This window comes from Holophaga foetida DSM 6591, assembly GCF_000242615.2.
GTDB classification, from domain to species: Bacteria; Acidobacteriota; Holophagae; order Holophagales; family Holophagaceae; genus Holophaga; species Holophaga foetida.
This window is the reverse complement of record NZ_KI912268.1, coordinates 1,486,198-1,501,957: the sequence shown is the minus strand read 5'-3', so window position 1 is coordinate 1,501,957 and position 15,760 is coordinate 1,486,198. Positions and strand designations below refer to the sequence as shown.

The following is a 15,760-nucleotide window of genomic DNA, read 5'->3' as shown; positions in this document are numbered from 1 at the left end:
GGTACACCTCAGTATGCTCTCACGGGCCGGAATCTGGCAGCGCTTCAGCGGCAGCGGGCTCTGGGGTCTTCCCTGGGCCCTGGCTCTGGCCTGCACCCTCCCGTGGATTCTTCCGGAAGCCTGGGACGGACAGCTCCCTGGCAAAGGGCTATGGCTAGGCTGGATCCTGAGCGCGGGAAGCCTTCCCCTCCTGTTCTCACACCGCTGGCGGGTGCTGCCCCTCTCCCTGATTCTGGCCTGGATCACTCTGTTGGGCCTGGCCCGCAAGGCGCGCTGGGAGACCAAGCTCCCAGTGGGGTTCCTGGAGATCGATGCCCGGGTCTGCGCTCCGTGGACGCCGATGGGGGAGCGTCGGGTAGGGCGGGTCGAAGTGCTGGCTCCTGAGGGGCTGCGAGGACTGGACCTTCCGGTCAGCCTTCCTTTCGAAGGGGAGACGGCACCGCCTCCCGGAACCCCCGTGCGCTTCCGGGGGGAACTTCGTAGAGTGGAGCCCGCGCCCCGCTTCCTGGGGGAGCGTCCCCTGTGGCGGGCCCGGAGTGATGAAAGTCCCCGGAAGATCCACTTGCGCTCCGCACTGCTCATGGAAGTGCTGGGGCCTCCCAGGCTCTCGCCACTCCTGCGCCTACAGATATTCATGCGGCGGCGTTTCGAAGCCCTTGGGCTCCCGCCCGTGGCAAAGGAGCTATGGGGGGCTCTGACCCTGGGGCTTCCCCCGGCCCGGGACGAACTGTTCTCGGCTTTTGCGGAAAGCGGGACCATCCACACCCTGGTGGTATCCGGGCTTCAGGTGACCCTGGTGATGGGGGCGGTCCTCTGGCTCTGGGGTCGGATCTGCCAACGGGGCGGGGGATGGGCGGCCTCGGCCACTGGCGTGGTCTACGCTCTGCTGGTGGGCCTTTCCGCTCCGGTGTGGCGGGGGCTCCTCATGGGGTTGGCCTGGGCCCTGGGAAAGGAAAGCGGCTGGAAGCTTCCCCCGGTGTTGACCCTTCACGGAGCCCTCCTGGCCTGGCTGCTGTCCCACCCCGCCGCTGGATGTGAACCGGGGTTCCTGCTGGCCTGGTTCGCCCTGTTGGGCCTTATCTGGGCAGCGGAGCCACTGGCGGGCCTGATCTCTCCCCTCCTGGGGCGCTGGTCTCTGCCCCTGGCGCGTCTTGCGGCACCCTGGCTCTCCACGATGCCCCTCCTGGCCCTTCTGCATGGAGGGGCCCCCCTCTGGGGTGTCCTGGCCAATCTCCTGGTGCTTCCCCTTGTGGTTGTCCTGACGCCCCTTTGCCTGGGATTGACCCTGCTTCCGATCCCCGGCGCTGTGGGCGCTACGGGGCACCTCCTGGCCTGGACCGGAGAACGGGTCGTGCCCTTCTTCGCCCGGGTCGTCCCCCTGGGGACGGGGATCCTGTGGCCCTGGATCGCCCTGTGTCTGGGCTGGCTGCTCCTGGCCCAGTTCCATGCGCGTTTCCGGCGCACCCGGGCCCTGGCCGTGGGGATCCTGGTCGCCAGCTTCAGCCTTCTTGCCAGCCGTGGCACGGGGTGGGCCCCCCGGACCCTGAGTCTGGAGAGTGTGGAAGTCGGCCAGGGGGACGCCCTCCTCCTTCGGGTGCCCGGAGGTGATGCCACGGTGGTGGATACGGGACAGAGCCCCTGGAGTGCCCGACGTCTGGTCCGGGTCCTGAGCCGTCGGGGGGTGCGGGAGCCGGTGCACCTGATCGTCACCCACCCCCACGGCGACCACGCCGGGGGATGGCCCACCCTGGCCCGGCTCTGGCCCCTGGCCTCGGTGCATGGACCCGCCCTGGCGGAGCTTGCGGACTGGAAGCCCTTCATCCCAGTCATCGCGCCTGACTTCGCGCTGAAAAGGGGAGACGTCTGGATGAGGGGTGAGGCTCAGTTTTCTGTCCGGTGGCCCCCGGTGCCCCTGGCGCTTTCAGACGCCAATATGGTTTCGGCAGTCCTGAGGGTCCGGTGGCGGGATCGGGAGCTCTGGCTGATGGGGGATGCCCTGGGGATCCAGGAGCGGGATCTCCTGGACCTGGGGGATCCTGGGAATGAGCCCTTCCTGCGCCTCCTGAAGCCGGGACACCATGGCGGGGCCAACGCCTCGGACCCGGCCTGGATCGAGGCACTCAGGCCCGAGGTCGCCCTGATCACGGCAGGGCGGAACAACCGCTTCGGGCACCCCGATGCGGTCACCCTGGAAACCCTCGGGAGGGCTGGAGTCCGCCGGACGGGCATCACCGGGGAACACCTCGGGTTGCGCATCGAGGCCAGCCCCGGGGGGTGGTCGGTCGTGGGGGGGGATGGCCTTCGTCTCTTGACCCTGCCGCCCTCCAGGACTGATTCCGCGGAATCGGCGAAGTGATGGCAAAGCAAAAGCACGATCAGCCGCGGAGTCACCTGTGCGGAGGCTGCACACCTCACGGCAAGAAAATTGGGAGGTTCGGGCCACCCCCTCCGGCTGCTCATGGGCTGACAAACGCCTCCTGTTTGCCGTCCCGTTCATCCCCTTCATCCTGGCCGCCCCGCTGCACGGCACTGTCGGCTCTCGAATGGGCGGCTCCAGAAAGGGTTCTATACCTGAAGATGAAGACCCTGGAGCACGCCTCTGGCGAGGTAATGGAACGCTGGTTCAGGGAAATCGAGAGTGAACCACTTCAAAAACTGCGATCTTGCCTTTGACGGATATACATCTAGGCTTGAATCTGGTATACCCAATGTGTATTCTACTTTGGGTATACCGTTGTTCCTAGGGGATTTTGATATGCCAAAGAGGCCGAATGCTCCGGAGGCCGGTCCGAAATCGATACCGCTTTCATTGTCAGAAAGCCGTCTATTTGGGGATCCGAGCCAAGATTCGGAGCCAGCCCAATTGCCAGTTCCTACTCCCAAGCTCCCGAAGCCAATCCCGACAGACACTCAAACTTTATACATAGAGCTTCTCGAACGGCTAAAAGGCATGGAATTCGACAGGACGTTTGGAAGCCTGCCCGGATCGTTCAGCCGAAAGTCAAAGGGCGGCAAGGAGAACTGGTACTTCAGAACTTCGGAAGGAGCCCGTGGCCGTGAGGAATTTTATGTTGGCCCCGATAACGAGAAAACACGCAAGCTGATTGACGAACATCAAACGTCGCGCACCGAATCGATGGAAATTACAGCCGATATCAACCGAATGGCGTCAATGCTTATTATTGGTGGGTGTGCCTCGGTTGATCATGCCTCGGCGAAAGTGATCAATGCACTTGCTGCAAGTGGTTTGTTTCGCCTTGGAGGAGTCCTGGTCGGGACTCATGCCTATGTTGCAATGGGCAATATGCTTGGTGTTCGGTGGCAAAGCGCTAGTAGGACTCAAGATATTGACCTTGCTTCATTTCGATCGCTAGAGATTGTTGTCCCACCGATGGACACAGGCGTTTGGGGGACATTGGAGGCGCTTAACATGGGTTTTCTGCCAACCCCTGGCCTTGACCCAAGGAGTCCATCCACGTCGTATGCCATTCGTGGACAAAAACTGCGGGTTGACCTACTCACCACTGCATCCAGGACTGGTCCATTCTCTCCTGTTTTTATTCCAAGATTCAACGCCTCGGCGCTTCCCATGCCGTACATGGACTACCTCCTAGAAGGTAATGTTGATGGCATTGTGATTAACGGAGGGGCAACGCTGGTCAAAATCCCAGACCCAGCACGCTTCGGGTTTCACAAGCTGATCGTGTCCGAAGAAAGGCCCATCATCGAGCATGCGAAGGCGACCAAGGATCGAGCCCAAGCCTCAGAGGTGCTCAACCATCTCCTCCGTACACGCCCTGGTGATTTGGAACTCGCCTACGACCGACTCGAAGCCAAGGGACTGCATAAACGAGTTGCGAAAATCATCAGACAACACCTCTCTCAAGAACAAGGAATTGTTGCATTCCTTGACCGGCGATCCAAAGCTTAACCAAGAGGCTTCTCTGGGCTGGGAGAATGGTTCGCCATCACTTACCACGAGCTTTTGCCGCATGTCAGGCTGAAGCACGTCCCAGAGTCTCCTCCCAGGTCCGCAGAAAATTCTTCCCCCATATCAGCCCCAGTTGGGCTTCCCCGTGGCCCCGCCGGATCAGTTCCTCGGTGATCCTGGGCAGATGGGTCGCGTCCGGGCAATCCGACAGGCCGCCTCCTCCATCGAAGTCGGAGCCGATCCCCACGTGCTCCACCCCCACCAGGGCGATGGCGTGTTCCAGATGATCCACGAAGTCGGAGACGGAGGCTTCGTTCTCCCCTGCTCCGAGCCGAAGGAATGGGCTGTAGGCGCAGATCTGAACCACGCCGCCCGAGTGGGCGATGGCCCTCAGCAGATCATCGGAGAGGTTGCGGCGGTGGTCGCAGAGGGCCTTGCAGCTGCTATGGCTGGCGATGACCGGTGCGCGGCTGACTTCCAGGGCCTCCCAGGCGCTGCGCTCCGAGGCGTGGCTGACATCCACCATGATTCCGAGTTCATTCAGGCGGTGCACCAGCCGTCGGCCGAAGGCCGTCAGTCCCTGCTGGGGTTCGAGGTTGCTGCCGCATACCCAGTTGGCGCCCTGGTGACAGAGGGTGGCGTAGGCCAGGCCCATGCTTGCCAGACGGTCCAGGTCCTTGAAATCCCGGCCCAGGGGATAGGTATTCTCCAGGCAGGCCACCAGGGCCCGGCGGCCCTGGGCGTGAAGACCGTGCAGCTCCTCGGGATTCCTGGCCCTGCCGCAGCGTTCTGCTGCCGATTCCGCCAAGCCGTCCAGGATGGCCAGCATGGCCTCGGCCCGGGCCAGGGCAGCCCGTCGGGCCTGTTCGGTGAGGGGGCCTTGCGGGAGAAAGGCCGTGAAACACGCGCTCCAGAGCCCCCCCGCTTCCATCCGAGGCAGGTCGAGACAGGATCTGCCGCGCTGGTCCAGGCGGAGATCCAGGGCGGCATCCAGGGCCCGTTCCAGGGTGTCCACATGAGAGTCGAGGGTCAGGAGAGGGTCGGCCATGGATTCAGTGTGCCTTGATCCCGTCGGGCGGCTGATAGGCGACGTTCAACGGGCCTGCTTTTCCGTTCCCATGGAGAAAGGGACGCCTTCTGGATATTCGTTTCATTATCAATCCATGGGGGGCCGGATGCCTGCTGGGTCTGATAGTGTCGTGAAAGGAGCCTGCCGCAGCCTCTTCTGTTCTCTCCTGAAGTGGCCTCTTGGTAACCATGGTAACTACCAGAAGGTAGATGGCTACCGGGTTCGCCGGGTGCTCGTGATGAGGCACGATGGCGTCCGGCACATGGTCGCCTCGCTACCCTCGTTCCGTCTGATCAAGCGTCTGGCACCCCAGTGCCGGTTGGATGTCCTTGCTTCGAGGAATAATCTGGCCTTGGCTGAGGCCTGCCCCGATGTCGATTCGGCCATCGAATTCCCCAGCGGATGGCTGGGGCGGATGGGGGTGATCTCCTCGCTTCGCAAGCAGAATTACGACCTCATCCTGAATCTGATGTTCACCGGTACCTCGGAGAATGGCACCGTCGCCAACCTCATAGGGGGTAAACAGGCGGTCAAGGTGGCGCACTATCGGAAGCTGGCACACTCGGTCTTCTACAACGTCCAGGCCCTGTCCACCAACCGCGGGCATTCCATCTGGGAGAAGCTGCCGATGATGGTGGCCGACGCATTCAATGGATACGCGGACCTTACGGATCTGGATCCAACGCTGGTGACCGATCCACGGCATTCGGAAGCGGCCTTGAGGACTCTGCAACTTCTTGGGATGGCGGAGGAACCCTTTGTCGCTCTCCACTGCTTCACCCGGGAGGCCGTCTGCCAATGGGCCGAGGGGGCTTATGCGGAGCTCATCCCGCTGATCAGAATGCACCTGGGCTTCAAGGTGCTGCTGCTCTGCGATCGGCAAGGGGAGGCCATGGCTGGGCGACTCAAATCCCGGTTTCCCGGTGTCGAAGTCTATCCCTCGGGGGTGCCAGTCCTGGAGCAGGCGGCACTCCTCGCGAAGGCCCAGGTCGTGGTGACACCGGACATCACCCTGCTTCAGCTTTGCCATGCGGTGGGCACCCGGGTGGTCAATCTCTGCCCTTGGATGGGCAAAGCCCAGGACCTGTGGCGACCCGTGGGGCCCGTTCCCTGGCGCCAGATCGTGGCCCCGCCGGGATGCGGAGTGCAGGTGATCCAGGTCGATCGGGTGTGGGAGGCCGTCTCGGAACTGGCTGTGCGATACTAAGGACCCCGCCTGCTCGGATTCATCAAGGATTTCATGGCCTGCAACACACGTCCCAATCTCAAACACTGGATCGAATTCAGCCTCTTCAAGGCCGCGGAAGTCTCGATGCGCGCCTTCTCCTGGGGAGGCGCCTGCCGCCTGGGGGCCGCCCTGGGGCGACTGGTCTGGTTCCTCGATCCCGCCCATCGCCGCATTGTCCGACGCAACCTGCGGGAGTCGGACCTCGGGCTAGAGGAGTCCGAGGTCCGGAGGCTGACCAAACAGTGCTTTGCCAACTTCGGTTCCATGCTCATGGCGACCTTGCGGATGCTGACCCTGGAGCCGGAACGCATCCGGGAACTGGTGCGCATTGAGGGGCTTGAGCACTTCGACGCGGCTGCCGCCGAGGGGAAGGGCACCATTGCCCTCACGGGGCACTTCGGCAACTGGGAGCTTATGGCTCTGGGGCTCAGCCTGGAGGGGCGTCCCCTCGCGGTCATCGGGCGGGAGCTGGACAACCCCCTGCTTGAGCCCCACCTCAGCGGGCTCCGGGGGCGTTTCGGAAACTCGGTGATCGCCAAGAATGGCGCTGTCCGGGAATCCCTCAAGGCCCTCAAGCAGGGCAAGGCCATCGGCTTCCTGCTGGACCAGGATGCCCTGAAAAATGGCGTCTTCACCCAGTTCTTCGGTCGCTGGGCCTCCACCTTTCCCACTGCAGGGATGCTGGCAACCCGCTACGACCTTCCCATCCTCCCCATCTTCAATCGGGTCCACCCCGATGGCACCGTGACCGTCCTGATCCGCCCTCCCTTCCACGCACCCAGGACCGGCAATCCCGAGCAGGACACCTGGACTGCGACCCAGCTCATGACCCGCTGCATTGAGGACGAGGTCCGCCAGGACCCTGCCTGGTGGTTCTGGATGCACCGGAGGTTCAAGACGCAGCCGAAGGAGGGGGGGCTGCCCAGCCAAGCTTGAGTGAGGGACCTCGGATCCAGTGTTGAGGTTCGGGCCACACCTCCCGTTTTTACGGTTCTGACAACGCCAAGGCTTCATCGCAGGTGACGAGGCGTTTCCGGAAATCGCTGATGGTGCGGGAAAGGCCTGTGTCCAGATCGATGGCCGGATGCCATCCGATGAGTTGCCGGGCCTGTTCGACGTTGGGTTTGCGCTGCTGCGGGTCGTCATGGGGCAGGGGCGCCATCGTGAGTCTTGAGCTGGAGTGGCAAAGGGCTATGATCCGCTCCGCGAGCTCCCGGATCGTGTATTCCTGGGGATTGCCAAGGTTGACCGGCCCCGGGGGACGGACCTCATCACTCATCAGGGCGATGAGCCCATCCACCGTATCGTCCACGTAACAGAAGGAGCGGGTCTGATTCCCGGTGCCATACACGGTGATGGGGTTGCCCTGCAGAGCCTGGACGATGAAATTGGAAATCACCCGGCCATCATGTTCATGCATCCTGGGGCCGTAGGTGTTGAAGATCCGCGGTACCCGGATGTCAACGCCGTACTGGCGGTGGTAGCTGAAGAAAAGGCTCTCGGCACACCGCTTGCCTTCATCGTAGCAACTGCGCAACCCGATGGGGTTTACATTGCCCCAGTAGGATTCACTCTGGGGGTGGACGGAGGGATCGCCGTACACCTCGGAGGTGCTTGCCTGAAGGATTCTCGCCTTTGTGCGTCGGGCCAGGTCGAGCACATTGATCGCGCCGTGAACGCAGGTCTTGATCGTCTGGACTGGATCGAACTGGTAGTGGATGGGGGAGGCCGGGCAGGCCAGGTTATAGATCTGATCCACCTCCACTTGGAGTGGGAGGGTGATGTCGTGTCTGAGGGCTTCGAATCGGGGGTTTCTCATCAGGTGGGTGATATTGCCCTTCCTGCCTGTGAAATAGTTGTCCACGCACAGCACCTCGTGTCCGAGGGCCAGGAGGCGTTCGCACAGGTGAGAGCCCAGGAATCCCGCCCCTCCAGTGACCATGATTCGCTGCATGTTCTCTCCCGGCGCCTATGCGGATTCCAGTGTGCCCAGCCTGGATGACATGTATCAATCGTGGTGCAGGCTTGGCTGGGGCCAGGCCAGCCAGGTCATCGGAGCCAGGGCGCCCAGCTCTACCCTTGGAAGCCACAGGCACTCGCCGTCGAGGCCAGCCTTGTGGAGGCGCTGGAGGAAGTCGCGCCCATGCCTGGTTCCTTCTCTGGATTTGGTCGTAGTGGGGCTCCAGGGGTCATAGGGGATCACCAGGGCAAGGCATCCCTTGTTGCTCAAGGAGTCTGCAATGCAGGCGAGTTCCGCAACATCGAGGTCGTTGGCTCCGTCCGGGTCATGGAAGATGATGGCCCTGTGCGGGGTGTGAGCCGGATGGGGGCGACACCATGGATAATGCTGCTCACGCACGCTGTCCGGAATACCTACAGACGAGATGGTCTCTTCCATTTGTGCGGAACTGAAGGCGTTCCCCAGGAAATCCTCTCCCGGGAAACACTCGTCCAGGATCGCTTTTGCTGCGATGCGGAGGTTCGGAGAAGCCCCGCATCTCGGGCATTTCGGTTCACGGCTCCAATCCGGGCTCGCAAGGGGGGCAAAAGTCCCCTGGTAACTGCACAGGGGGCAACTGGCGCTCAGGGGAGGAAGGCCGAGGTCGGCGAGCAGGTTCGCCATGCGAAGGGTGTTGGATTCCCTGGAAAAGAGCTGGGTGGCCAGGTGGCGTCCGTTATTCGAGATTTCACGCCATAGATCATCATCACTCAACAGGGAGAGTATCTGGTGGGCCATCTCCTCGGGTTCCCTGGCGATCATGATCTCTTTTCCGTGCTTGGCTGGCATCCCTTCGGCGCCGATCGGAGTCGTAACGCAGGGGACCCCGAACAGCATCGCTTCAGCAACCTTCCCTTTCAGGCCTGCGCCATAGCGAAGGGGGGCTATGGCAACCCGGGCCTCCCGGTACGGGAGTGCCAGGTCTGCGACGTACCCCAGAACATGAACGCTGGGGCTGGCCAGTTGCTGGATTTTGGGAGGAGTGTTGCTGCCCACGATGGTGAGCGTCGTTTCCGGGCGTTCCCGCAGCACCCGTGGCCAGACGCTGGAGATGAAATAGGCTATGGCGTCAACATTCGGGGTGTGCCGGAAGCCGCCGATGAAAAGCAGGCCGGAACGTTTGGAGGCATCTCGGATGTCGAGTGGGGGGATTTCCCTTGTCAATGGGAACAGTGTGGCGGGAACCCCATTTACACTCGTTTCGAGTAGGGACTGCTCAGTGGTGCTTCGGACAAGGGTGGCATCAGCTTTCCGCATGATCTTGAATTCAAGCTTGCGGAAATGGTTGGCGCTCCTGAGCGTCTTTCTTGAACCATCAAGGCGGGCCTGACGCTCCAGCCTCAGGTGGTGCAGGTCCACCGTGTCGTAGATGATCTTTGCAGCAGGCACTGCCTTCCGGATTCTGTCCATCCACTCGTCCGCCACCTCCGGCCGTGCCAGGAACACCAAGCTTATGGTGCTGCTGTGGGTCTTGAGGTGGGATCCAATCGTCTGGTCGTCATTCGCGTAAAGGCAGTGTATGCCCAGCTTCTGCATGACCCTGGTGTAGTGTGGGTCAAATCTTTGTCTAGTGTCTGTAAATGTTACATTGTAGCCAAGGTCCACCAGGATCTTGAGGGTGTTGAACATGTCGATGGAGCCGCTGTCCTGGTCAGGTTTGGGAAGCTGCGAATCGATCACCAGGGCTTCCGGGCGCGTTCTCCTGTCGGATGTCTCACCCCGGAAGTCCGAGGGGAAGGAGCGGTTCAGAATCCTGTCCCATTTGCTCCTGAACTTGATCTGATTCAAGATTTGATGGGCCTTGACTCCGCTGGAGGTGTCCCGGCCACAGGTTCCCCCCCCTTCATGGATGACCTGGGAGGCTGGCTGGTAGATGACCTTGAGGCCCAATCGCTGGACTTGCATCGCCAGGTCCGTATCTTCGTAATAGGCCGGGGAGTACCTCCGGTCGAAACCGCCAAGCTCGATGAACAGATCCCGGGGCACCAGCAGGGAGGCCGCTGAGCAATAGGCCGGGAGAGTGCGGTAGGAATAGGTCGGGTGGAAGTGACTGTTCCCTCGGCCGAGATTCCCGGCGTGGCCGTCAGATCGGAGCGTCGATCCGGCCTCCTGGATCTCGCCGCTGGGGAACAGGAGCTTTGAACCCACCATTCCGGCGGATTGATCGCTTTGCCACGCCTCTACCAGGGAATCGAGGGATCCAGGTAGTGGCAGGGTATCATTATTGAGAAACCATAGGACTTTCCCTCTGGCGAGTTCTGCCCCAGCGTTGCATGAGTGCCCGAATCCTTTGTTGACCGGGTTCCGGGCATATCGGATTCCAGGCAGGTGCTGGAACCGTTGTTGGGTTTCATCCGAGGAATGGTCGTCCACAAGGATGATCTCGCGCGGAGTCCGATCCGGGAGGATGGCCAGGGCCAGCAGGGTTCGGGTTGTGGATTCGGCTCGATTGAATGCTGGAATGACAACGCTTACGATTGGATTCTCTTCGGGCTTTGATGTGAAGAGCCTTGCGAGGTTTTCATGTGCGGGGGGGGTGTGAACGAGCAGCGCTGACAATTCGTCTGATATCAGACCTTCGGGCTTATATGGCCGGATGGATGGCCTTTGCTGGAGTCCGAGGCGTCTTGTGAAACGTTGCCATTCCCTGCTCAATCTGGATGTCAGACTGGCCTTGCTGGTGTTGTGAGAAATGCTCATATCCCCGCGTCGCTCCCTCGAATGACAGACCCTTCGTGGTTCGGGCGAATGTCCTCGAATCACACATCAGGCATCTATTCGGCCCAGGACTGCGCCACACAGTTCCAACTGCTTCCTTCTGGGGGTGAGTCGTGTCTGGAAATCCGCGATGGTGAGGGTCAAGCCCTCGTGAAGCGCTACGGTAGGCCTCCAGTTCAGGTTGCCCATGGCCAGTCGGATGTCGGGTTGCCGCTGCTTGGGGTCATCATGGGGCAGCGGGGCCAGGGTGAGCTCTGAACTGGAATTGCAGAGCTCAATGGTTGCCTCGGCGAGCTCGCGGATCGTGAACTCCTTTGGGTTGCCCAGGTTGACGGGCACCGCCCGGCTGGCTTCGTTTTCCATGAGGGCGATGAGGCCCTCGATCAGGTCGTCCACGTAGCAGAAGGAGCGGGTCTGCGATCCATTCCCATAGATGGTGATGGGCTCTCCCTTCAAGGCCTGGACAATGAAGTTGGAGACGACCCGTCCGTCTTTTTCGTGCATCCTGGGGCCGTAGGTGTTAAATATCCGCGGAACTCGGATGTCAACGCCGTACTGGCGGTGGTAGCTGAAGAAGAGGCTCTCGGCGCAGCGCTTGCCTTCGTCGTAGCAGCTTCGTAGGCCGATGGGGTTGACATTGCCCCAGTAATCCTCGGTCTGTGGATGCACACTGGGATCCCCATAGACTTCGGAGGTACTGGCCTGAAGGATGCGGGCCCCCGTGCGGCGGGCCAGCTCCAGGACATTGATGGCCCCATGGACGCAGGTCTTGATGGTCTGGACTGGGTCGAACTGGTAGTGGATGGGAGAGGCTGGGCAGGCGAGGTTGTAGATCTGATCTACCTCCATCTGCAGGGGGAGTGTGATGTCGTGTCGGAGCGCCTCGAACCGCGGATTGTCCAGCAGGTGGGCGATGTTGGATTTCCTTCCGGTGAAGTAGTTGTCCACGCACAGGACGTCGTGGCCCTGCGCCAGGAGGCGTTCGCAGAGATGGGATCCGAGGAAACCGGCTCCACCAGTGACTAGAATGCGCTGCATAGAAACTCCTGAACGACCCAAATTGTATTGTCGATTTATTTATTGGAATAGTGTGCCTTGAATCTCGTTGATGTCGGCTATCGGGGGTGTGGGGTCAATTGTGTTTTTATTATTTCTTGTAGTGTTTTGCGAGTGAAAAATGCGATAGTTTCTATTTTTCTACCAATCGACAAAGGTAGACTTATTATTGTTGATGAATAGTCTCGCATGTCTTGGATTGATGGCTTATTGATTTCTTTAAATTCGCGCTTGGTGATTCGATACATGTCGTAAGGTGTAAGCGCCGCGTAGCGACTGCCCATGTGGCTGAAAAAACGGTTTACAACTAACAGTCTTTGAACTTCGGCATGGAAGGGGAATTTCCTTCCATAGAAGTTGTTATTTTGGTGCAAGCGATATCGGACAAGGGGCTTGTCGCAATAGCACTTGCGAGCTCCAAGCATCGCAGCCCCCCATACTAGGCAGTCATCGGCCCGGGTTTTCCAGTCTTTCAGGAATTCCTCGGGCATGGGGAGAAGCTCCTCAAGGATGGAGCGGCGGATGGAATTGGCAGAGGTCGGGGAGCCCACCCACCTTTTGCTTCCGAGGTGGAGCGTCCTCATGAGTGCTGTCCCGAGGTCCTTGTCCTCGTCGTACGGTCTCAGACAGCGGCTTTCCGTTCCGAAGGTCTGCATGGCGAAGAACAGGAAATCGCATTGCGGATGGTTCTCGTAATAGGCCAGGGCCTCTTTCAGGTAATCGGGTTCATAGAGATCATCCGCATCCAGGAAGAAGATGATGTCGCCGATCGAGCTAGAAAATCCTTCGTTGAAACAGGAGAGCTGTCCTTGGTTCTGTTTTGCGATAATTTTGACTCTTTCGTGGTTGCCAACGTATTGGCGGATACTGTGGAGGGATTCATCGGTGGATCCGTCATCTACAACGATGATCTCGTCGAATGGAACACTTTGCGCTAGCGCACTTTTGATTGCATCGATAATGTAACTATTGTAATTGTAGTTATTTATTATGCAGCTGGTTCGCACTTGATCCTCATTTGTATGGTTTGTGATTCGGTGTGTATAGATGTGATTGTATTGTTTTAGTAGTGAAGATTCCAACGCATAAGTGGGGCAGCATCCTGACATCACTTCTCACGTATTGTTCTTCAGCAGGCTCCCGATGCGGATTGCGAGTCTGCTGAGCAGGTCTTTCCAAATGAAATTCTTTTTGAAGTGGGCGACTGCCCGTTGGGAGTACGAGGCCGATAGTTGCTCGTCGTTCATCAGGGTTGTCAGGGCGTCCTGCTGGGGCTGCATAGGACCTCCGACTGGAACCCGCGGTGCTTCTGAAGCTGATAGGGGGTCTGGCCCACGTCTTTGTGCAGGTGCATGCTGCATGGATTCCTGAAGAGGGGGGTGAAGCGGATCGGTTGGGTCGGAGTGCTCATGGGTTCTGCCTGTTGTTGTCCATACACCATTTCACGGTCCTGATGAGCCCTTGGCGGAATGCATGATCCGGGTGCCAGCCAAGAGCTTCCATCCTGCTTGCATCGATCGCATATCGTTGGTCATGCCCTGCCCGATCCTTGACGAAGGTCAGGAGCTTTCGGCTGGTGCCATCGGGGCGTCCCATCTGCTGGTCCACAAGGTCGCAGAGGAGGTGGAGCAGGTCGAGGTTCTTCCACTCATTGTTACCGCCGATGCAGTAGGTTTCGCCAGGAGTGCCCTTGGCTATGACGGTTTCGATGGCAGTGCAATGGTCCTCCACGAAAAGCCAGTCCCGGATGTTCTGCCCATCCCCGTAGACAGGGATGGGCTGGTTCTGGGCCATGCGGCTGATGGCCAGGGGAATCAGCTTTTCCGGGTGCTGGCGGGGGCCGTAGTTGTTGGAGCAATTGGTCGTGAGGGTCTGGAGCCCGTAGGTGTGGTGGTAGGCCCGCACCAGGTGGTCGCTGCCAGCCTTGCTGGCGCTGTAGGGGCTGTTGGGGGCGTAGGCCATCTCTTCGTGGAACTTGCCAGTCTCCCCCAGTGAACCATAGACCTCGTCCGTGGAGACGTGGAGGAAACGCGTGTCCTTGTCTCCCGCCCATACTTCCCGAGCGGCGTCCAGGAGGCCGAAGGTGCCGACCATATTGGTCTGGATGAAGGCGGCCGGGCCGGTGATGCTGTTGTCGACATGGCTCTCGGCGGCGAAGTGGACCAGCTTGCGGATGCCGTGCTTATCCAGCAGGTGGGTCACCAGTTCCCGGTTCTGGATATCGCCCTTGACCAGTTCCACGCGGTCCAGGCCTGCGATATGGGATGGATTTGCAGCGTAGGTGAGCTTGTCCAGTACCAGGATTCGGCCCTCGGGATGGGACCTGTGCCAGCGGTGGACGAAGTTGGAGCCGATGAATCCGGCACCGCCAGTGACGAGAATGGTTTCATGCATAAGTCTGCCTTGCTGTCTAAATTATCCTATCCCGATGACTTCCCCAAGGGCTTCCCGCCAATCCGGCATGAGGTCGGTTCCCAATTCGCAGCGGTGAGCACCGTCCAGGACGGAATAAGTCGGTCGAGTCGCGGGTGTGGGGTAATCGGCAGTGGGGCAGGGGCTCAAGTCGGCCTGGATGCCTGTCTGGCGGAAGATCTCCGTGGCGAAGCCGTGCCAGCTTGTCTCCCCTCCGCAGGTGCCATGCACCAGGCCTCGCCAGCCTTCCTGAGCGGCTACCTGGAGCTGTCGGGCCAGGGCGCGGCAGGTGGTGGGGGTTCCACGCTGGTCGTCCACGACCTTGAGTTGGCGGCCCTGGGCCGCGGCGTTGCGCATGGTGAGGTAGAAGTTCTTCCCCCAGGCGTCATAGAGCCAAGCTGTGCGGACGATGAGGTGCTCTCTGGCGAGGGCGGCACTATGCTCGCCCAGGAGCTTGGATCTGCCATAGACGGACTGCGGATTGGTGGGGTCCGTTTCCCGGTAGGGCCGGGTGGCGGTGCCATCGAATACGTAGTCTGTGCTGATCTGGACAAGCAGGGCTCCTGTCTCATCGGCGGCTTCTGCCATCCATCGCACGGCCTCTCCGTTGATCCGCATCGCCCGTTCGACCTCGCTTTCGCAGCGGTCCACCTGGGTGAAGGCGGCAGCGTTGAGAACCACCTGGGGTCTGGCTTCGAGGATGGCGGAGCGAACGGACTCGGGGTTACCCAGATCGAAGCTGGCCTCTGCCGGGACGATCAGTTCGTGGTCAATCCATGTCTCCCGGATGGCTCGGGCCAGCTGACCGGCGCCTCCCGCGATCAGGACCCGCATCAGACGTGCACCCGGCGGGAGCGTTCGTCCTTCACGAAGATATTGTCGGGATCCGCCTCATGGCGGATCTCATCCACCTGGGATTTCTTGCCCTCCCCTGCGAAAAGCTGATTGGGGGCGTTAAAGACCCAGCCTGCTTCGGAGCTGATGCAGCGATAGCAATGAACGACCCCCTTGGGGACGATGATCGATCCCGGGTTGTTGATGCCCATGACCAGCTCCATCCGGTTGAGGTAGGTGGGGCTCGTCGGACGGTTGTCCCAGAGGGTCACCTTGAAGTCACCGGGCCCCACCCAGGCGAAAAGGTCTGCCTGGTCCACATGTTCGTGGGGACCCCGCAGAACTCCTGGAAGGGTCACGCTGATGTAGGCCATGGCGGGATGGAATTCCGGAGCCACTTCATCGTGCCGGAAGAGTTCCGCCAGCCAGCCCCGCTCGTCAGTGAACTTGCGAATCGGCGCAACCACGACGCCATCGATACTGCCTTTCCTGATAACCACTCGAATCTCCCTT

At 60.5% G+C, this 15,760-nt stretch carries 13 protein-coding genes; 4 read left to right on the top strand and 9 right to left on the bottom strand.

Annotation, left to right across the window (positions count from 1 at the left end; translation table 11 throughout):
- The first annotated feature begins 13 nt into the window (after positions 1-13).
- Together HOLFODRAFT_RS0206505 and HOLFODRAFT_RS23870 are read left to right on the top strand one after the other, a co-directional pair.
- Positions 14-2,356, top strand: coding sequence for a ComEC/Rec2 family competence protein (locus HOLFODRAFT_RS0206505; RefSeq protein WP_005036530.1), 2,343 nt, complete (start codon positions 14-16; stop codon positions 2,354-2,356).
- 282 nt (positions 2,357-2,638) lie between these two features.
- Positions 2,639-3,931 (top strand): GSU2403 family nucleotidyltransferase fold protein, encoded by a 1,293-nt coding sequence (locus tag HOLFODRAFT_RS23870; RefSeq protein WP_148300375.1) that lies wholly within the window; start codon positions 2,639-2,641, stop codon positions 3,929-3,931.
- A 64-nt stretch (positions 3,932-3,995) separates the two neighbouring features.
- Here HOLFODRAFT_RS23870 and HOLFODRAFT_RS19795 read toward each other — a convergent pair whose 3' ends face one another.
- Complete coding sequence (locus tag HOLFODRAFT_RS19795) at positions 3,996-4,979, bottom strand: dipeptidase (RefSeq protein ID WP_005036533.1); 984 nt, start codon at positions 4,977-4,979, stop codon at positions 3,996-3,998.
- A gap of 127 nt (positions 4,980-5,106) precedes the next feature.
- On the opposite strand from HOLFODRAFT_RS19795, the gene HOLFODRAFT_RS0206490 reads away from it, so the two are divergent.
- Entirely contained in the window at positions 5,107-6,207 is a 1,101-nt protein-coding gene (locus HOLFODRAFT_RS0206490; RefSeq protein WP_005036534.1) for a glycosyltransferase family 9 protein, read from the top strand.
- Between the two features lie 33 nt (positions 6,208-6,240).
- Positions 6,241-7,164: a lysophospholipid acyltransferase family protein gene (locus HOLFODRAFT_RS0206485; protein WP_005036535.1), complete on the top strand. Its 924-nt coding sequence runs from the start codon at positions 6,241-6,243 to the stop codon at positions 7,162-7,164.
- Positions 7,165-7,213: 49 nt separating this feature from the next.
- Here HOLFODRAFT_RS0206485 and HOLFODRAFT_RS19790 read toward each other — a convergent pair whose 3' ends face one another.
- From HOLFODRAFT_RS19790 to HOLFODRAFT_RS0206445, 8 genes are all read right to left on the bottom strand, one after another.
- Entirely contained in the window at positions 7,214-8,182 is a 969-nt protein-coding gene (locus tag HOLFODRAFT_RS19790; RefSeq protein ID WP_005036536.1) for a UDP-glucuronic acid decarboxylase family protein, read from the bottom strand.
- Between the two features lie 54 nt (positions 8,183-8,236).
- Complete coding sequence (locus tag HOLFODRAFT_RS19785; RefSeq protein WP_005036537.1) at positions 8,237-10,927, bottom strand: glycosyltransferase; 2,691 nt, start codon at positions 10,925-10,927, stop codon at positions 8,237-8,239.
- 66 nt (positions 10,928-10,993) lie between these two features.
- Positions 10,994-11,983, bottom strand: coding sequence for a UDP-glucuronic acid decarboxylase family protein (locus tag HOLFODRAFT_RS19780; RefSeq protein WP_005036539.1), 990 nt, complete (start codon positions 11,981-11,983; stop codon positions 10,994-10,996).
- Positions 11,984-12,060: 77 nt separating this feature from the next.
- The gene (locus tag HOLFODRAFT_RS19775) at positions 12,061-13,008 is read right to left on the bottom strand and encodes a glycosyltransferase family 2 protein (protein ID WP_005036540.1); all 948 of its coding nucleotides are present in this window, start codon (positions 13,006-13,008) and stop codon (positions 12,061-12,063) included.
- 108 nt (positions 13,009-13,116) lie between these two features.
- On the bottom strand, positions 13,117-13,281 hold the full coding sequence (locus tag HOLFODRAFT_RS24790; RefSeq protein WP_005036541.1) for a hypothetical protein: 165 nt from the start codon (positions 13,279-13,281) through the stop codon (positions 13,117-13,119).
- A 127-nt stretch (positions 13,282-13,408) separates the two neighbouring features.
- Complete coding sequence (rfbB, locus tag HOLFODRAFT_RS19770; protein WP_005036543.1) at positions 13,409-14,395, bottom strand: dTDP-glucose 4,6-dehydratase; 987 nt, start codon at positions 14,393-14,395, stop codon at positions 13,409-13,411.
- A gap of 21 nt (positions 14,396-14,416) precedes the next feature.
- Positions 14,417-15,247: a dTDP-4-dehydrorhamnose reductase gene (gene rfbD / locus HOLFODRAFT_RS0206450; protein ID WP_005036544.1), complete on the bottom strand. Its 831-nt coding sequence runs from the start codon at positions 15,245-15,247 to the stop codon at positions 14,417-14,419.
- Positions 15,247-15,747 carry a dTDP-4-dehydrorhamnose 3,5-epimerase family protein gene (locus HOLFODRAFT_RS0206445; RefSeq protein ID WP_005036545.1) on the bottom strand — a complete coding sequence of 167 codons (501 nt, stop codon included), beginning with the start codon at positions 15,745-15,747 and terminating at the stop codon, positions 15,247-15,249. The genes rfbD and HOLFODRAFT_RS0206445 overlap by 1 nt, the downstream gene beginning before the upstream one ends.
- Between the last annotated feature and the right edge of the window lie 13 nt (positions 15,748-15,760).